This is a genomic window from Lactobacillus sp. B4015, from assembly GCF_026536055.1.
Taxonomy (GTDB): domain Bacteria; phylum Bacillota; class Bacilli; order Lactobacillales; family Lactobacillaceae; genus Lactobacillus; species Lactobacillus panisapium.
The window spans coordinates 15,495-29,744 of record NZ_JAFNOY010000008.1 but is presented as its reverse complement, the minus strand read 5'-3'; the positions used below and the strand labels follow the sequence as shown (position 1 = coordinate 29,744).

Annotated in this window: 23 protein-coding genes; all 23 read right to left on the bottom strand. The window is 37.5% G+C overall.

All coding sequences use genetic code 11. The features are described 5' to 3' along the window. Positions 1-4 precede the first annotated feature (4 nt). Positions 5-973 (bottom strand): type I phosphomannose isomerase catalytic subunit, encoded by a 969-nt coding sequence (locus tag J3U71_RS08785; protein ID WP_220269513.1) that lies wholly within the window; start codon positions 971-973, stop codon positions 5-7. A gap of 778 nt (positions 974-1,751) precedes the next feature. Next, positions 1,752-2,039: a hypothetical protein gene (locus J3U71_RS08780; protein WP_267394517.1), complete on the bottom strand. Its 288-nt coding sequence runs from the start codon at positions 2,037-2,039 to the stop codon at positions 1,752-1,754. After that, on the bottom strand, positions 2,036-2,395 hold the full coding sequence (locus J3U71_RS08775; RefSeq protein WP_267394515.1) for a hypothetical protein: 360 nt from the start codon (positions 2,393-2,395) through the stop codon (positions 2,036-2,038). Before J3U71_RS08775 ends, J3U71_RS08780 begins: the two co-directional genes overlap by 4 nt. A 69-nt stretch (positions 2,396-2,464) precedes the next feature. Then, a complete protein-coding gene (locus tag J3U71_RS08770; protein ID WP_220269510.1) occupies positions 2,465-2,641 on the bottom strand; it encodes a hypothetical protein in 177 nt (58 codons plus the stop codon). 14 nt (positions 2,642-2,655) lie between these two features. Further along, positions 2,656-3,072 carry a hypothetical protein gene (locus tag J3U71_RS08765; RefSeq protein ID WP_220269509.1) on the bottom strand — a complete coding sequence of 139 codons (417 nt, stop codon included), beginning with the start codon at positions 3,070-3,072 and terminating at the stop codon, positions 2,656-2,658. Between the two features lie 249 nt (positions 3,073-3,321). Continuing rightward, entirely contained in the window at positions 3,322-3,603 is a 282-nt protein-coding gene (locus J3U71_RS08760; protein ID WP_267395734.1) for a hypothetical protein, read from the bottom strand. 183 nt (positions 3,604-3,786) lie between these two features. Continuing rightward, a complete protein-coding gene (locus J3U71_RS08755) occupies positions 3,787-4,209 on the bottom strand; it encodes a hypothetical protein (RefSeq protein ID WP_267394510.1) in 423 nt (140 codons plus the stop codon). Further along, complete coding sequence (locus J3U71_RS08750; RefSeq protein WP_267394508.1) at positions 4,209-4,673, bottom strand: Panacea domain-containing protein; 465 nt, start codon at positions 4,671-4,673, stop codon at positions 4,209-4,211. The genes J3U71_RS08755 and J3U71_RS08750 overlap by 1 nt, the downstream gene beginning before the upstream one ends. A gap of 202 nt (positions 4,674-4,875) precedes the next feature. Beyond that, the gene (locus J3U71_RS08745; protein ID WP_267394506.1) at positions 4,876-5,985 is read right to left on the bottom strand and encodes a GH25 family lysozyme; all 1,110 of its coding nucleotides are present in this window, start codon (positions 5,983-5,985) and stop codon (positions 4,876-4,878) included. Next, positions 5,966-6,415, bottom strand: a complete 450-nt coding sequence (locus tag J3U71_RS08740) for a phage holin, LLH family (protein WP_267394504.1) — start codon at positions 6,413-6,415, stop codon at positions 5,966-5,968. The genes J3U71_RS08745 and J3U71_RS08740 overlap by 20 nt, the downstream gene beginning before the upstream one ends. 26 nt (positions 6,416-6,441) lie before the next feature. Continuing rightward, positions 6,442-6,735 carry a hypothetical protein gene (locus J3U71_RS08735; protein ID WP_267394502.1) on the bottom strand — a complete coding sequence of 98 codons (294 nt, stop codon included), beginning with the start codon at positions 6,733-6,735 and terminating at the stop codon, positions 6,442-6,444. Positions 6,736-6,746: 11 nt separating this feature from the next. Then, the gene (locus tag J3U71_RS08730) at positions 6,747-7,154 is read right to left on the bottom strand and encodes a hypothetical protein (protein ID WP_267394500.1); all 408 of its coding nucleotides are present in this window, start codon (positions 7,152-7,154) and stop codon (positions 6,747-6,749) included. Beyond that, positions 7,126-7,278 carry an XkdX family protein gene (locus J3U71_RS08725; RefSeq protein WP_267394498.1) on the bottom strand — a complete coding sequence of 51 codons (153 nt, stop codon included), beginning with the start codon at positions 7,276-7,278 and terminating at the stop codon, positions 7,126-7,128. Before J3U71_RS08725 ends, J3U71_RS08730 begins: the two co-directional genes overlap by 29 nt. Further along, entirely contained in the window at positions 7,278-7,673 is a 396-nt protein-coding gene (locus J3U71_RS08720) for a hypothetical protein (protein ID WP_267394496.1), read from the bottom strand. Before J3U71_RS08720 ends, J3U71_RS08725 begins: the two co-directional genes overlap by 1 nt. Before the next feature lie 18 nt (positions 7,674-7,691). Further along, on the bottom strand, positions 7,692-7,982 hold the full coding sequence (locus J3U71_RS08715) for a hypothetical protein (protein WP_267395733.1): 291 nt from the start codon (positions 7,980-7,982) through the stop codon (positions 7,692-7,694). Next, positions 7,976-8,401, bottom strand: a complete 426-nt coding sequence (locus tag J3U71_RS08710; protein WP_267394492.1) for a hypothetical protein — start codon at positions 8,399-8,401, stop codon at positions 7,976-7,978. Before J3U71_RS08710 ends, J3U71_RS08715 begins: the two co-directional genes overlap by 7 nt. 14 nt (positions 8,402-8,415) lie before the next feature. Beyond that, positions 8,416-10,011 (bottom strand): hypothetical protein, encoded by a 1,596-nt coding sequence (locus J3U71_RS08705; protein ID WP_267394491.1) that lies wholly within the window; start codon positions 10,009-10,011, stop codon positions 8,416-8,418. A 15-nt stretch (positions 10,012-10,026) separates the two neighbouring features. Then, on the bottom strand, positions 10,027-10,581 hold the full coding sequence (locus J3U71_RS08700) for a putative phage tail protein (protein WP_267394489.1): 555 nt from the start codon (positions 10,579-10,581) through the stop codon (positions 10,027-10,029). Beyond that, positions 10,574-11,722, bottom strand: coding sequence for a baseplate J/gp47 family protein (locus tag J3U71_RS08695; RefSeq protein WP_267394487.1), 1,149 nt, complete (start codon positions 11,720-11,722; stop codon positions 10,574-10,576). The genes J3U71_RS08700 and J3U71_RS08695 overlap by 8 nt, the downstream gene beginning before the upstream one ends. After that, positions 11,709-12,185: a DUF2634 domain-containing protein gene (locus J3U71_RS08690; protein ID WP_267394485.1), complete on the bottom strand. Its 477-nt coding sequence runs from the start codon at positions 12,183-12,185 to the stop codon at positions 11,709-11,711. Before J3U71_RS08690 ends, J3U71_RS08695 begins: the two co-directional genes overlap by 14 nt. Positions 12,186-12,187: 2 nt before the next feature. Next, the gene (locus tag J3U71_RS08685; protein ID WP_267394483.1) at positions 12,188-12,511 is read right to left on the bottom strand and encodes a DUF2577 domain-containing protein; all 324 of its coding nucleotides are present in this window, start codon (positions 12,509-12,511) and stop codon (positions 12,188-12,190) included. Beyond that, the gene (locus tag J3U71_RS08680) at positions 12,493-13,548 is read right to left on the bottom strand and encodes a hypothetical protein (RefSeq protein WP_267394481.1); all 1,056 of its coding nucleotides are present in this window, start codon (positions 13,546-13,548) and stop codon (positions 12,493-12,495) included. Before J3U71_RS08680 ends, J3U71_RS08685 begins: the two co-directional genes overlap by 19 nt. After that, positions 13,545-14,231, bottom strand: coding sequence for a hypothetical protein (locus J3U71_RS08675; protein ID WP_267394479.1), 687 nt, complete (start codon positions 14,229-14,231; stop codon positions 13,545-13,547). The genes J3U71_RS08680 and J3U71_RS08675 overlap by 4 nt, the downstream gene beginning before the upstream one ends. Between the last annotated feature and the right edge of the window lie 19 nt (positions 14,232-14,250).

Genomic DNA, 14,250 nt, shown 5'->3' with positions numbered 1-14,250 from the left:
AAAATTAGTTATCATTTCCTGGTGCAGAAATAACCATTTTCATCTTGCCAGTGAATATAAAATTCTTCATCTGATTAGGAATTATTAAATTGGTACCTATATCTAAATCATAAATCTTCGAATTAACTTCAAGTTTACCTGAGCCTTCAATGACTGTTACCAAAAGGTAAGGTTTATTATTCAACCCAGTCTTCCATTTACCATCCAAACTGATTTGCCAGAGATAAAAATGAGGTGAAACAGGCGGACAAACTAAGGTTTTAATGACAGCATCTTGCTCCTTTTTAACCTGAACATCAAGTTTAGGATCAACATGCGGCACCGTTGTAACGTCAATTGACTTTTGCGTGTGTAATGCTCGTTTTTGACCCGTTTTTTGATCTATCCGATCATAATCATATAAGCGGTAAGTTACATCACTTGATTGTTGCGTCTCAATAACTACAATACCTTTTGTTAAAGCATGAATTGTTCCAGCAGGAACATAAAAGAAATCGCCTTTCTTGACGGGAACTTTGCGAAGGAGTTTATCCCATTTACCTTTACTAATCATATCGGATAATTCAGCGCGTGATTTTGCGTTATGACCATAGATTAAGTATGAACCTGGATCGGCTTGTAAGACATACCAGCTTTCAGTTTTGCCACTATCATTTTCAACTTTACGAGCATACTCATCGTCAGGATGAACCTGTACGGAAAGATTGTCATTGGCATCCAAAAATTTTACTAATAATGGAAATTCCTTACTTTTAGGATTACCAAAAAGTTCAGGATGCTCATGGTAAACTGTCCGTAAGCTCTTGTTTTTTAAATCACCTGTCTTAACGGTTGAAGCATCATCCTTATAGCCTGATATTACCCACGCTTCACCAATTTGTCCCTCAGGAATATCATAATTAAAGATAGTCTTTAACTTACGGCCACCCCAAATTTTAGGTCTAAAGTATGGTGTTAAAAAAATTGGTTCCATCTATTTCACCTCATATATAAGTTTAAACTTTTACTCTCTAAAATTAAAACCATTTTTTCAAATATGAAAACTTGGTCTAAAACCAGATCTGAAAGGTAATTAAATATTCATTTTTTAATTATCGTTTGACAGATCCATCTTCTATATTTTAAATGATAATAGACAAAAAGCCTATCAGAATATGGACTGATAGATTTTTTACAATAATATTTTCTAAAATCTTAAATAAAAATACGATAACATTTTGTGAAATTTTGTTTCCAAGCGATAAAATTATTAACTTTTATTGTGTACATATTCATATTTTTTTGCTTAGAAAAGATGAATATAGCGCAAGCAACATTAAGACTATTTCCGCAATCAATAAAATTACTGCAGTTATTCTTAGATGGCTTTCAAACCTCAGCCTAAAAACAAGATATAAAAATGCTATTAATTATTATTCAGCTTCTGTCTATAACCCAATTATTACATGGAAATGAGTTCTTGACAAAATTAAAAATACATTACAAAGATAAAGTTATTCCGCATCAGCGTGTCAAGATAATAAATAATTTGTTGATATAACTTAAAAGCAATGGTTCAAAATAAACCATTGCTCTCAGATATTTTTAAATGGAGATGAGGGGAATTAACATTGACGTTTCTTAGCGTTTCTTATTGTTTTAAATCCCCATAAATCAGCATTTTGCATTTACAGTTGTTTACTGTTTTATTGTTCTATGCCGTGCGTTTGCCGTGCGAAAAAAAGCCCTAGCAATTTAGCTAGAGCTGTTTTTTATAATGTTTCATTTTCTTTTTTAAAGATCTCTAATAAATCTTTTGCCTTAATTTTCTTTCTTAAAAAATTGGGGTAAGTCTCAAATACTTTTTTATCAAAATCAGAAACAGATTTGTAATCAGGATTATTTTCGAGTTCTGGATCGTCTAAAGGGTAATAGTCGAAGTAAATCTCTTGACCATTTTCCATAACAATCCAATAGCCCCAGACGTCAACATTGCCATCTTCGGCAATGTCAGCTGATAGTTCATCAATTAATTTTTTTGCGTCAAACGAATAGTTCATTTGCTGGCCACAATCTTTCTAGCTGCAGTAATTTCTGCTGAAGTTGCTCCTGCTTTATTTTTAGCTAAACGGTAGGCTTTACTGTGACGATTGCCAAATAGTAATTGACAATCATCTAGAGCATCTGGTTTAGCACTTTCTTGATTAATTGACTCATTTTTAGCTTCTGAAAAGGCATTGCCCTTAACGCCTAGTAATTGACCTTTACGGTTGTATCTTACTTGAAAGTCAGCGTAATCTTCCATTTCCATATTGCTAGGTAAGATTAACATCTCACGTTCTTCATTGGTTATCTCATCGGCTGATTTGTAAATAATAGTAGCTTGTCCATTTTTTGCGATTTCTGTAATTCTCATTTTAATAAGTCCTTTCTTTAACTTCTTACCTTATATTTATATAATATACGTTTAAACGTATATTGTCAACTATTGTTCTAACTTTTTTTCGATTAATTCACTTAAAAATTTTAAATCTTGCCTAGTAGCAAATTTGTTAATAAATCGTTTGGCTTGCGATTTTGCTACAATGTAATTCTTTTTTTCTTTATTTTGGCTGTCCCACTTTTGGGAAGCTCGTTTTTGCGCCTCGCTAATTTTTGTCATTAAATCATCCTAACTTAATTTTTGGTAACCAAAATCAACTCATTGTTTTCTTTGTTACTTTTATCTTGAGCCTTAGCTAAAGCCAGAACTTTTTCCCAAGTATTCATACTTCCTTCTTCAGCCATGTCTTCAAACGGCTCTTTTGCATCAACAACGTGATAGTAATTCTTGTCTATTAAGATGTAGGTGCCATAAAAGCCATCAAAATGTTGCCAATGTTTAATAAATACACAATGATTGCGATCGAGTTTGAGAACATATACTTTCCAGCCATTATTGCCGTAATAACTAAAAACATTGTTTTCATCAATTCTAATTAAAGCTTTGTCTTCGTCAGCATTAACTTGTGAGCCAAACTTCCAATATTTATTGGATTGATCTTCGTAATCAAATCCCTTAAATCTAAAATCGTTAAAACTTTGCTTTTTCATTTTAATAAGTCCTTTCTTTAACTTCTTACCTTATACTTATATGATATACGTTTAAACGTATATTGTCAACTATATTTGCAAATAAATCTCAAGAAAGTTATTATTTTTAAGAAGTCCCTTAGACTTCTTACCTTTAGCTCCCAAGTTGGGAGCTTTTTTATTGCAAAAAAATAAATCGCCTAGGATTTTCCAAAGGCGATTTTGTACCATATAAAAAAGGAAGTTCGGAAAGAATCATCTTTCCAAAATCTATTCTATCATATTAACGTTATTTATATTGCTTAAATCTACCCATTCGCCAGATATCATGATCTCATCGATGTGATAGCCTTCGACAAACCCAACTATATCAGGCTGGATGTGGCCTTCTACATCCAACTCCTTCAGTTGCACAGCCACTTGCCGGTGGTTAGCGTAGGCCGTCATCAGCAATTCACTAGCCTGCTCTTCTGACATAGTAGGCTTCTTACAATAGACAACTGCTCTCTGTTGGTTATCTCGATTAATAGCAGCAGTGTGATCACTTAGCATTAAGCCTTGCCACTTTTTCATACCCCGGTCTTGATAAGTTTTAAAAAAATTGTCGAGAATCTGATCGAATTCCTTCTGATTATATTTTTTTCGCATTTTTATCCCTCTGCAAACACTAGTTTGCATCTATTATAGCACAAAAAATAGCCACCCTAGTTTTTCCTAGAGTGACTTATTTTTTAATCAATGTCTATTACGTCCTTTGTGGTCTCCGTGGTCGTACAATTCATATTTTGTATCAATTGCTAAAATATAAAATATATTTGAAATTGGATTAATCTTTCCGATTATTCTGATACCTGATCCTTTAATAACAAAATAATTTTTTGAGCATTTATCGCATCTGCCCGTTTGGTTAAATTCATTAGGAATCGACATCATAGATTCTCTCATTTCTTTCGGCGTGATACACTCAGCATTATTTTGTTCTAGCAGAACTTCATACCCTAGTTTAGAAGCATTCACAAGTTTATTTAATACTATCCTGGCATTATCTTTACTTAAGTTCTTATATTCAACTGAATATTTTCTACTAATAAAAGAGAAGTTAAATGTTAACTTCTCTAGAAAAATATCAGAAATTTTAATCTTTTCTTCGTTATCCATTAGCTTACTACAATTTTATCAAAATAATCTCTCAATGCTTCCGGCGTCATTTCTTCACCACTTTTAGTGTTTTCCCATGGGGCTTGTTGATGGGTAATATTAACCAACTTACTCGTTTTTACGTCGGCATATTTATTAAAAACAGAATTAAGAACAATATTAACTTTCGGAAGATCGTTTAATTCGGTAAAATCTTTTACAGCTTGATCCCAATCTATCTTATTATCTAAAGATATGCAGCCATTATATAAATCATGTGCTTTTTCAAACATTGGTCCATTAGGAGCATTGACAGCTTTATCATCAAAAAGCTTTTCATTATATAAAGCTAAGTAAGTACCTTGAGCAAAGTACAATAATTTCATTAATCTAAGTTGAGTTAGCTTATCTCTATCAGGAAACAGTTTATTATTAACATCAGATTTAACAGCAAACCAATTAATTACTTTTTGCTCATTAAGCATAATCTTCCACCTCCTTTTAAGTTAACAACATTGTTAATTTATATATTTAGTTTACAAACAAAAAGTATCAATTTCAATACATTTTACTCGATTTCGTAACTTCTTTATAAACAAATAACAAAATAAGCCACCCCAGACATCAGTCCGAAATGGCTTATTTATTTTAGAAAAAAGATAGTTATTAATATTGTTTAATCTTTAATTAAAAGACTACATACGCACGATTACCCGTTACGTATACTGTTTTGCCCTTATATTTGTCTTTAAGCTTTAAGAAGCGTCCTTTGCGTCCCACAATGCGGTAGATCTTATTAGTAGTTAACTTGTACGCCTTCTTGCTATCAACGGTTGGACTGTACAGAGCATGCGTGTTTGGCAGCACAATCTTAACCCGGCCACCGATATTGTCATGCGTGGCAATCGGATTAGACTTAGTTACGCCGGCTCGGCCGTCAATCCATTGGTTCTTGCCAAGTTTAAGCGCACCGCCCTTTTCTTCAAGTACCTTCCACAATGTTTTACGCTTGAGCGTTCTAATTTTGTGCTTTAAATCTGGCCCATCATAGAGATTACAACCCTTTTTATTAGTTACCACAAACAAGCGATTAATGTCCCACTTTGCTACCGGGTGTAGCGTCATTTCGAAATCGTCTCCTTTCTTAGCAGTAGCAGCACCACTGCTAGTTTTTAATGGCAACACATTAATGTTGCCGTCAACGTTTAGTCCCCTATAGTTGCTAGTAAATTGCCAGATGGCCACACCGTCCATACTTGGGAAGTAAGCCATGTTGGCAGAGTTAACTGCAGCCATTGTTGGATAGCTTGCCACCCATAAGCAGTTGCCGTAGGTCTTGACGATACTTCTGTAATCTACCTGGTTACGCATCGCCGATGCTCCAGAATAGAACAATGGCACATAACCGTTGCTTTTAATCACGGCCATTGCTGCTAAGATTGCTGAAGTGCTGCTCGAGACACCGCAATAAATATTGTTGCCACTGCCGTTTTCCCAATCGACAGCAAGGAATGTGCCCTTGGGAAGACCAAGCTCGACTGCTTTCTTGCAAGCAAATTCGGCCTCAGCTTTCGCCCTGGCAGAGTTGTTTGAAAACGTGGCATAAAAATAGCCCATTGTCATTAGACCATGAGCCTTGCTAGATGCTATTTGTGCTTTTGCTCGAGCATAATTATAACCTGGGTAGTTGTATTGCATTAGCTTGACGATCGTCCCTTTAGAATAAGGATAAGCTACGTTTTCGCCCTGGAACTCAGAAACATCGGTTAAGTAGCTCTTACTTGGCAGTGCTGTCATTGCTATCAGTCCCATCTGTTTCACTGTTGTCAGTTGGTGTGTTGGCCATTGGATTAGCTACTGGCTGATCTTCGTCATCTTCGGCAAAGCCCTGAATGTCATCAATGCCAGTTGGTTCGTTATCCTTTTGTGTATCTTGATAAGCTTTCTCAATCATGCCCTTAGCTGTTTCAGAAGTAATCTTGGTCTTTGACTGTTTAGCCTGATCTAACAATGCAGCAGTAGCAGCTGCTTTCTTTTCGGCTCCCGTTGCGTCATCATGTGTTGCTTGTTGTGCAACAATGTATTGTGCCACATCATAAAGCCACTTGATTTTATCAGCAACAGCTGGGTTGTGCTGTTTTGCATAAGAATAGATAGCTACAATGCCTACAGCAAGCAGTACAATGTATGGTAATGCTGTGTTTAGAATATTGGTAATTTGACTCATTTTATTTCCTTTCTAAAAAAAGAGCACTAGTCATCGTTAGACTGGTGTTCTTTTGCTTTTTTTAGCTTACTTTTTAAATTGTCGTATTTAATTTTCAACTCAGATAATTGCTCTTCTGCCTTAATGCGGCGCTCTCGCTCAGCATTATAGTACTGTTTAAATTCCCCCTTTTCTGTCTTTAACTCAGAAATAATTGCGTCCTTTTCCTTTAGCAGAGCACTGTAGTCTGCTCTGTTTGTCTTGTGAAAGACCGCCATAGCGGTCGCTACTGTCCCAATTACACCGGCTAACACTTGTACTAGGTTGCTAATGTCGTGCAAGTGATCGCCCCCTAACTGTCGTATGCGCACCTAATTATTAAAACGAATAGAAAAATATCAAAAATCACAGCTATGGTCATGTCCATGTTTTTCGCAAATAAGACCTGCCACAATTGCTCTATCAAAAGCAATAGAGTGGCGCCACCAGCAACGGTCAGTGTAATATCCTTAACAGTCCATTTTTTAGAGATCCTTATATCCTTGTTAGTAATAGAAAACATAAGTAGCATTATTCCCAATATAACAAAAAATAGATCGGCATATTCGCTATTCATCATTGGTCTCAATTCTGGTGGCCACGAAAAGTAGTTCTTATCGACCCATAGAAATAGGCCCATCGAAACAATCGACAAGCCTATTAATAATTGGTAAAAGTTGTAATCAATGTTCTTAAGCAGTCTGCGCCACATAGTCATCACCTGTGATCCTTTTGTAAGCGTCAGCATCAATTAATAAACCAACGTAACTTGCAACCTTAGCTTTGCTATAAACACCTACCTTGTAAAGATAGGCATATAGAGATTCAAAGATATTTGCATTCATTATTTATTGTCTCCTTCCTCCGCTTTTTCAGACTTATCAGAATCAGCATTCTGAGCAACTGCAGTTGCTGACAATAAGCTGGTTAATGAACCAATCTGTTGATTAATTGCCTCTTGGCTAACCTGACCATTTTCAACTTTTTTAGCCAGATCTTGAACCGTCTGATTAATAGATGCCAGTGCTTGACCAGTTGTTGCGCTGTCCGTTTCAAACCAGCGCCGATTAGCCCAGTCATACTTGGGTGCCTTCAAGCTCACTTCTGGCTCATCTGTAGTGAAGGGATATGCCACCTCCGCATCTGCAGGTGCGAACCACGGTTCACACGGCACACTGTCCGTTGACTTATAAACCTGTACGAACCCCTTGGTTGGGGTACTTTCTGTTTTACTTTCCATTTATTTTCTCCTATTAAATTAATCTAAAAACTCAACGTCATTAATTGGCATCCAGCCTGCATAACTGCCATATCCGCTCGCCATACAAACAGCGTTTTTATACCTAGCAATTACAGGTATTATTGTGCCTCGGGGAACATACCAAAATCCATCGGGGGCCGAGGCCGGATTTATTATCCTGCCTAATTCATCGATCTCACCAACTGTGGCATCTCTAATAACTTTTACTTTAATCCCGCCATCAAAACTCTTGTCGAACGTTTCTCCGTTAATAACTAGGTGATTGACTTTCTTTCCGTTCATCAACATGAAGGAGCCACCTCCTCCATGCAATAAATAAATAGCAAATAGGAGGGCTTATTTACCCCCCCAGTTGCATCTACTCGTGTCATACCGCCCAAATCAGAAGCCTTAATCCACGCATAACCTCCATACATTCCAGTACCATTTGTCTGATCGTCAAGCCAGCAATTAATCAGGGCATATTCTTCTCCTTTATAAAAAGCTATCTGATTAACCATAGCCCATTTAATAGTAAGATCATCAGGATGAAGATTAGTAACTTGATAATGTTCGTAAAATGCATCTTTACCATCCAATATATAGTGAAAATAATTATAATCAGTAAAAGATTTGCCAAAATCATATTTGGCAGGCAAAAAATCATCTGCTGTATAGCTTTCGCCATTAATTACCAAATGATTAACCTTCTGGCCGTTCATTAGCATTCAATCTCTCCTTTCTATGGTGTTGCCACGAACACGTTAGGGTTAGCCTTTGAATAAGCCACACCGCTATCAAGATCATCGCAAAAATGGACTAGCTCTTTCTTATCAACCTGGTCAATCATACTAAACAGATTACTATAGTCTGAGCTATCAATGATTCGTTTAAAAACAGGATAGTCATTATAGCTTTTATTGATATAGCGATAATCTAAAACAAAATTTTGCATTTGCCGACAAATTAAAATCTGAAAAGTATTGTCGAGTGACGGATTGTTGATTGCAATTAAATAGGCGTATGTCGCATTTAGCTGTGTGAATCCAGGCAGACTGCTCAGGCTGTTTTGGATAGTTGCATTTCGTAATTCATAAAGGCCCGTTGCAGTTAATGTGTCCAGATTAACATCTGTGTCATTAAACACTTGTGTGGGATGATCAAAGTCAGTTAAGACCACATTTCCTGATGAATTAGGGCTTTTTTCGTTAACAGTTAAAACCCTCTTAGCAATATCAGCACTTAGTGCATCACGTGCTGTCTTAATATCAGTCGACAAGCTGTCATGCGTAGCTTTAATATCGCCACTTAGCGAATTGCGCGTAGATGTGATACTAGCGGCTAGGGTATCATGCGCTGACTTGGCATCTGCTTTGGTTTCTAGCCCTGATAAATTAGTCTTGGGAATGTCTAAATTGATCCTCCCGTTATCATCTGGGTCAATCGGATCGCCGCCATTAATGCTAATTTGCTTTAACTTACCGTAAATATTTTTTAGATTCTGAAATTCAAATGTGTAGTAAGAGTCACTGTAATATTGATAGCCTCCACGGCACCAGATGTTGTATGTATCTTTAGTGCTTTGGAATAAAAATTGCTGAAAATAATTGTACGACCTATCAGGTCTATCTCCATGGAATACTATGAGATAGCTTTTTCCCTGCCAGTAGTCGGCTGGTGCTTTGCTGCCAAAATTAAACCCATTCTCACTGTAATAAATACCTGGATCGCATAGCGTATCGGGATTAGTGTCAGAGCTAACTTGGATTGGATTACCTAGGGTGTTAACTTTTTTAATATTAAGTTGAATATCGTTTTCAATTGAATCTACTGTTTGCTTAATAATCGTTGATAGTTGTTCTTGAGTTACAACTCCATTATCAGTTACATTAACAGTTACACTATCTGCTTGGCTAACCGCAACAAACATTGTTACATTGAATTTGAACAAGACTTTATTTTTAAAATCTGGCATAGACTCAGGAGTTACTGCTGTTGTAATGGCATATAGGATCTCCTTATCCTTACCATTTTCTTTAGCAAAAAGTCCAATCGTATTAATGTTGTAACCATTAGCTAGATCTTGATTGTTAAAAACAAGTTCTACTCCAATGACGATATTGCTGTCCTGCGAAGAATTAGCAACATTATTAATGACGCCATATTGCATTAAACTTGGCAACTCAGTCAGTTGCTGCAAGTCAGCCATACTCTTTTCAGATAGCTGTTCAGTCGATGTTGCCGCTCTTGTAATTGTAAACTTGGCTGCTCCTTTATTAGCTCGAGCCATCAGATCTAGTCCTGCATTGGTTAATACTGTCTTGTTATATTCTGACAAATAGAATCACTTCCTTTAGTTTTTAATTTGTGAAAAATTAGCTTGAACGGTTGTTGATGCTTCAGACCAAATACCAATACCAATCTTGATAATATTAGTTATTTGAGCATTGTTTAAAGCTACTCTAATTTCGTAGACCATATTTGCAGGCAAATAAATGTTAAGCAAATACTTGACGTTATCAATCTGTTTACTAGTAATATCAGAACTTTTAGCCTCAACAATTGCATCCCGTTTCGGATAGTCTACCCTTATGGTTGCTGGTATCTTCAACGTTGCAAACAGCTCTCTCATATACCTAATAGTTATTGGCCTAGGCGGTAGCAATCGCATTAGCACCTTGTTTTGCCGTACCTGCAATGTATCGCTTGGTGACGGCTTGATGCCTACTTGGTCTTCAAAAACGGCTATTCCTTGTGCGTCAGTCTGCGTGACAAATTGATTAAGCAATAGCCTAAATTGCTTGGCTTCTAGCTCATCTAATACGCCGCCTTGAGCGTGCATGATTGCTTGCATTTCATAGACGTCATCATAGCAATCAGGCAAGTAATCCATTAAATTGTTAGCCATCAAGTACCACCTCTCCTAATAATGGCAATTGTGATATTTGATTGTTGAATGTTAAAACAATATCTTGGTCAGCCCCGTTGAGTGTTGGCACAGATGAGTTAACCACGCCATCAATCATCATGATCTGTGACAATACCTTAGATTTGTAGATTGTTTGTGAATAACCACGTCCCGTCTTAGGATCTACTGTGCTCCAGGTTTGACGCAACAATTTGAAATATTCTTCAATTGCTGTTTTGATCTTTGTCTTAACTGCATCAACGCTATGAGAACCGTCAATGTTAACCGTTGCGGACACATTAACAGTTAGTGGTACTGGCGCAACAACGGTAACTTGGTGATCAATTGGAGCTTGGCCATAACCCTCTCCCTCACCATCAACAGGGTCGATAATGTTCTTTACTTTCTTAACTAAGCTATCACTAGCTGGCATAAGATTGTTATCAACTATAACTAACTTAACTGTTCCTGCACCATTCCAGACGGGATAAACTTGTCCAGCTCCAACTTCTTTTATCTTTGATAGCATTGCTAAATAGTCGGTAATGTTGCCTCCGTATGCTATCCAATCATCTGATCGTAGCAATCGGTCGCGTAAATGGTCGTCTGTCTCTTCGTCACGAGCAGGAGCCACTATCTCGGTTATCTCTGCCCAATTAAGAGCGTCGTTTGACGTTACAGGCATAACTTGACCTAAGTAAGAATTGGCAGTCGTCCCGGGCTCATCTGAGGTCATTTCAGCTGTTAAATCATCGTTGATTTTCTGAACAGTATAAAAAATAGGCGTTTCACCAATGCTTGCGAATTGGTCGCCTATCTGTACGTTATTAATTGGCTTACCGTCACTGTCTAAAAACTTAGCTTTGACTTCAGTTTGAGTAGCTGCATACCTTGCAGTACCATGTTCTGCTGCTCTATAGTCTAAAAATTGCCCTTGCGCCGTTTTAACATAAGTCTGCTTGATAATGTTAGCCATTGATAGCGATTGTTGTGCCATAACCATTGCCGCCGGTGCCACCGCATCATACACAATTGATCCTTCACGTTCATCAATGTCGTCTGGCACATTGTCCAGCATTAGGTCTAGCCAATAGTCATAGTCCTTGGCTGTAAAATTAGCTGCGTAATCATCTGGATTCATTGTCAACACTCACCTCGCTATCTATATTAATATCGCCATAGACAGTAGTACATGTGCCTCTAACAGCCAATGTATCACTATCTATTTGGGCTATTTCGTCAATCTTAACAGCCGTTACACGATCATCAGCAAGTAATGCCTCTTTTAGCATTCTTTCCACTTCAACTTTGGCGTAAGCCATGTCCTTACCAATTAGGTCGTTAAGATCATTGCCATATTGGTCAGAGTAGATAGGATAGACTAGACGCTCTGTGCGCAGTATCTTATCAACAGCCTGGATCATGGCCGCCTGTTCGTCAACTTTGCTACGAATACGACCGTTTTCGATTTTAAAAGTCAAAGTTGGCTCATCTTCGAGCGTTTCATCATCATCTTCATCAGTGTCAATGTCTTCGTCGTCCAATTCTGCGTCATCAATTTCATCATCGTCATCAGTGACTACAATATTGTTTTCATCGTCCATGCCTATGCCTCCTCTCTTTCAAATAAATAGAATTGCTGTCCGCCATCCATACGTATCATGGTTACCTTGTCGCCGTTCTTAAGACTGTTGTCAAACTCCATGTCTTTAATAGTAACTTTCTCACCCTTGATTGTTGCTTGGGCATCAAGCTTGTATTTTCCAATGTGCTTGCCTAGTATGATGAAATTGTCATCAATAACCATATTATTAGCCAATTGCACTTTTAATGGCTTGACAGAAGTAACTAGTCCATATACTACGTCAGCATATTCACTGTCTTTTCCGCCACGACTATTTAGCAAACGCATCAAGTATTCGCCAGCCATTCTGCACCTACTTTCATTGTTAAATGGCAATTGTAACCTGTTCCAAAATTATGTTCTGCTTTTAAAATGGGACAATTTTTTAGCGTTTTATTTAAATCGTTAATTTTGACATTAACAGAATTTCCTGCAACTAGGTCAATATTGCCAATACAATCAATTGTTAATTCCTTGTTAGCCCTATTCTTTTTACGTAACTCATCTTTAGCTTGTTTGACCATTTGTGCATGGTTAGCCTTGCTCTTCTTATTAACTGTAACCTGGAGCTTTCCCCATTGTTCAGTAGATTTCCCCTTAGCACTAGTCGATTTAAAACTAGTGCGCTTAGGATCATCCTGCTTGGCAGTTGCTGACTTTGACTGCGATTTCTTTGTATCTTTTTGGATTACCTTAACAACATTGGCAGTGTTGTTAATATCGACTGCATAAGAAAAGCCGGTCATTGCCGACTTACTACCAATTATTATTTTCAACTTTTTGTACGGAGCCCTTCTAAGCTCTACCACATCATAATTGCAGTAGACGTAGTACATGTGCTTGGTGGCTGACAGCGTCTTCGTAATAGCACTTTTGATCATATCGAAATATGTTTTACCATCACATACTTCAGCGGCAACCTTGTGCGTCGGCCTGTTGACAACTTTGTGCTTGATGCCTGCTCTTTTGCACACATTATTAAAACGGTCTGCAATTGTGCCAGATTTCCAAACAATTGAGTCTTGGTTCTTGAGATAACGTGACTTGTCATAACATGTAACACTTACCATATTGTCTTCTTTAACCTCATATTTAAAAACGTAGCCATAAAAGACCTTGGAATGATCCCACCGAAAAGTAATAATGTCACCTGTGTAGGGTATGATCGGATGAGCCTCTTGAATTAAATCAAAGGTAAGTTCGCCGGCTGAGAAATTAAGGTCAGTCGTCCACTTAATGTTAGTAGCTACTTGCCGCAAATCATAAGTAGTCCCTTTACCATTCTTTTTAGATTTTCGGTAAAGATTACTGCGTCGCTTGAGCTTAAGTGTTGTAACTGTCATGCTTTTCTCACATCCGATTTCTTAACCCAACCACGAGCAGCACCACCAATACCAACACAGATAGGGTACTTATGCCCAGTTGCGATGTTAATAACTGTCCTTTTTGCGTTTTTTTCATAAGCACCAGGGCCATTGCCGTTAGAGTCCATGTGCACTCTACCGTTAACTATTACGTTAGAGTGTACCCCGAATTTCTTGGGCGGTGAAATGCGTTTCTTACCCTTTTTGGATTTTTTCTTTTTCTTCTTTTTGGCTGAAATCTTAACAGCCTTAAATTCGCGATACTGTTTTAATTCTAACGAATATTTATACTCTTCGTCAAAGCCGCCTTCAAAGCCATATTCAAAACTAGATACCGTCATTGGCATGCTAATTTTAGTATTAGCAACCACTAGCTGCATGTGGTTTTTAGTGTCCTGTACATCCCTAATGTAGTCAATATAGAACTGGGGCTCTTGCAGTTCACTCGTTGCTGTATACGTTGTTCCGTCATTCGGAAAAACACTTTCGACTGTAATACCTACTAATTTTAGATTACCCAGCCGATTAATCTCGCCAAGATTGACGACCGTCTGGCTCTGGTCATCGCTCTCATACTTAAGCTTTAATTCGGCCGGGTTGACCGGCAACTGGATAGTTTCGCTTGTTTTGTAACTTGTTAAAAAGATACCGAATCCATCCATTATTATCACCTTCTATTCT

Coding starts and splice junctions, on each gene's coding strand:
- J3U71_RS08785 (WP_220269513.1), bottom strand. CDS start 973: ATGGAACCAATTTTTTTAACACCATACTTTAGACCTAAAATTTGGGGT.
- J3U71_RS08780 (WP_267394517.1), bottom strand. CDS start 2,039: ATGAACTATTCGTTTGACGCAAAAAAATTAATTGATGAACTATCAGCT.
- J3U71_RS08775 (WP_267394515.1), bottom strand. CDS start 2,395: ATGAGAATTACAGAAATCGCAAAAAATGGACAAGCTACTATTATTTAC.
- J3U71_RS08770 (WP_220269510.1), bottom strand. CDS start 2,641: ATGACAAAAATTAGCGAGGCGCAAAAACGAGCTTCCCAAAAGTGGGAC.
- J3U71_RS08765 (WP_220269509.1), bottom strand. CDS start 3,072: ATGAAAAAGCAAAGTTTTAACGATTTTAGATTTAAGGGATTTGATTAC.
- J3U71_RS08760 (WP_267395734.1), bottom strand. CDS start 3,603: ATGCTAAGTGATCACACTGCTGCTATTAATCGAGATAACCAACAGAGA.
- J3U71_RS08755 (WP_267394510.1), bottom strand. CDS start 4,209: ATGGATAACGAAGAAAAGATTAAAATTTCTGATATTTTTCTAGAGAAG.
- J3U71_RS08750 (WP_267394508.1), bottom strand. CDS start 4,673: ATGCTTAATGAGCAAAAAGTAATTAATTGGTTTGCTGTTAAATCTGAT.
- J3U71_RS08745 (WP_267394506.1), bottom strand. CDS start 5,985: ATGACAGCACTGCCAAGTAAGAGCTACTTAACCGATGTTTCTGAGTTC.
- J3U71_RS08740 (WP_267394504.1), bottom strand. CDS start 6,415: ATGAGTCAAATTACCAATATTCTAAACACAGCATTACCATACATTGTA.
- J3U71_RS08725 (WP_267394498.1), bottom strand. CDS start 7,278: ATGAATGCAAATATCTTTGAATCTCTATATGCCTATCTTTACAAGGTA.
- J3U71_RS08720 (WP_267394496.1), bottom strand. CDS start 7,673: ATGGAAAGTAAAACAGAAAGTACCCCAACCAAGGGGTTCGTACAGGTT.
- J3U71_RS08715 (WP_267395733.1), bottom strand. CDS start 7,982: ATGTTGATGAACGGAAAGAAAGTCAATCACCTAGTTATTAACGGAGAA.
- J3U71_RS08710 (WP_267394492.1), bottom strand. CDS start 8,401: ATGCTAATGAACGGCCAGAAGGTTAATCATTTGGTAATTAATGGCGAA.
- J3U71_RS08700 (WP_267394489.1), bottom strand. CDS start 10,581: ATGGCTAACAATTTAATGGATTACTTGCCTGATTGCTATGATGACGTC.
- J3U71_RS08695 (WP_267394487.1), bottom strand. CDS start 11,722: ATGAATCCAGATGATTACGCAGCTAATTTTACAGCCAAGGACTATGAC.
- J3U71_RS08690 (WP_267394485.1), bottom strand. CDS start 12,185: ATGGACGATGAAAACAATATTGTAGTCACTGATGACGATGATGAAATT.
- J3U71_RS08685 (WP_267394483.1), bottom strand. CDS start 12,511: ATGGCTGGCGAATACTTGATGCGTTTGCTAAATAGTCGTGGCGGAAAA.
- J3U71_RS08680 (WP_267394481.1), bottom strand. CDS start 13,548: ATGACAGTTACAACACTTAAGCTCAAGCGACGCAGTAATCTTTACCGA.
- J3U71_RS08675 (WP_267394479.1), bottom strand. CDS start 14,231: ATGGATGGATTCGGTATCTTTTTAACAAGTTACAAAACAAGCGAAACT.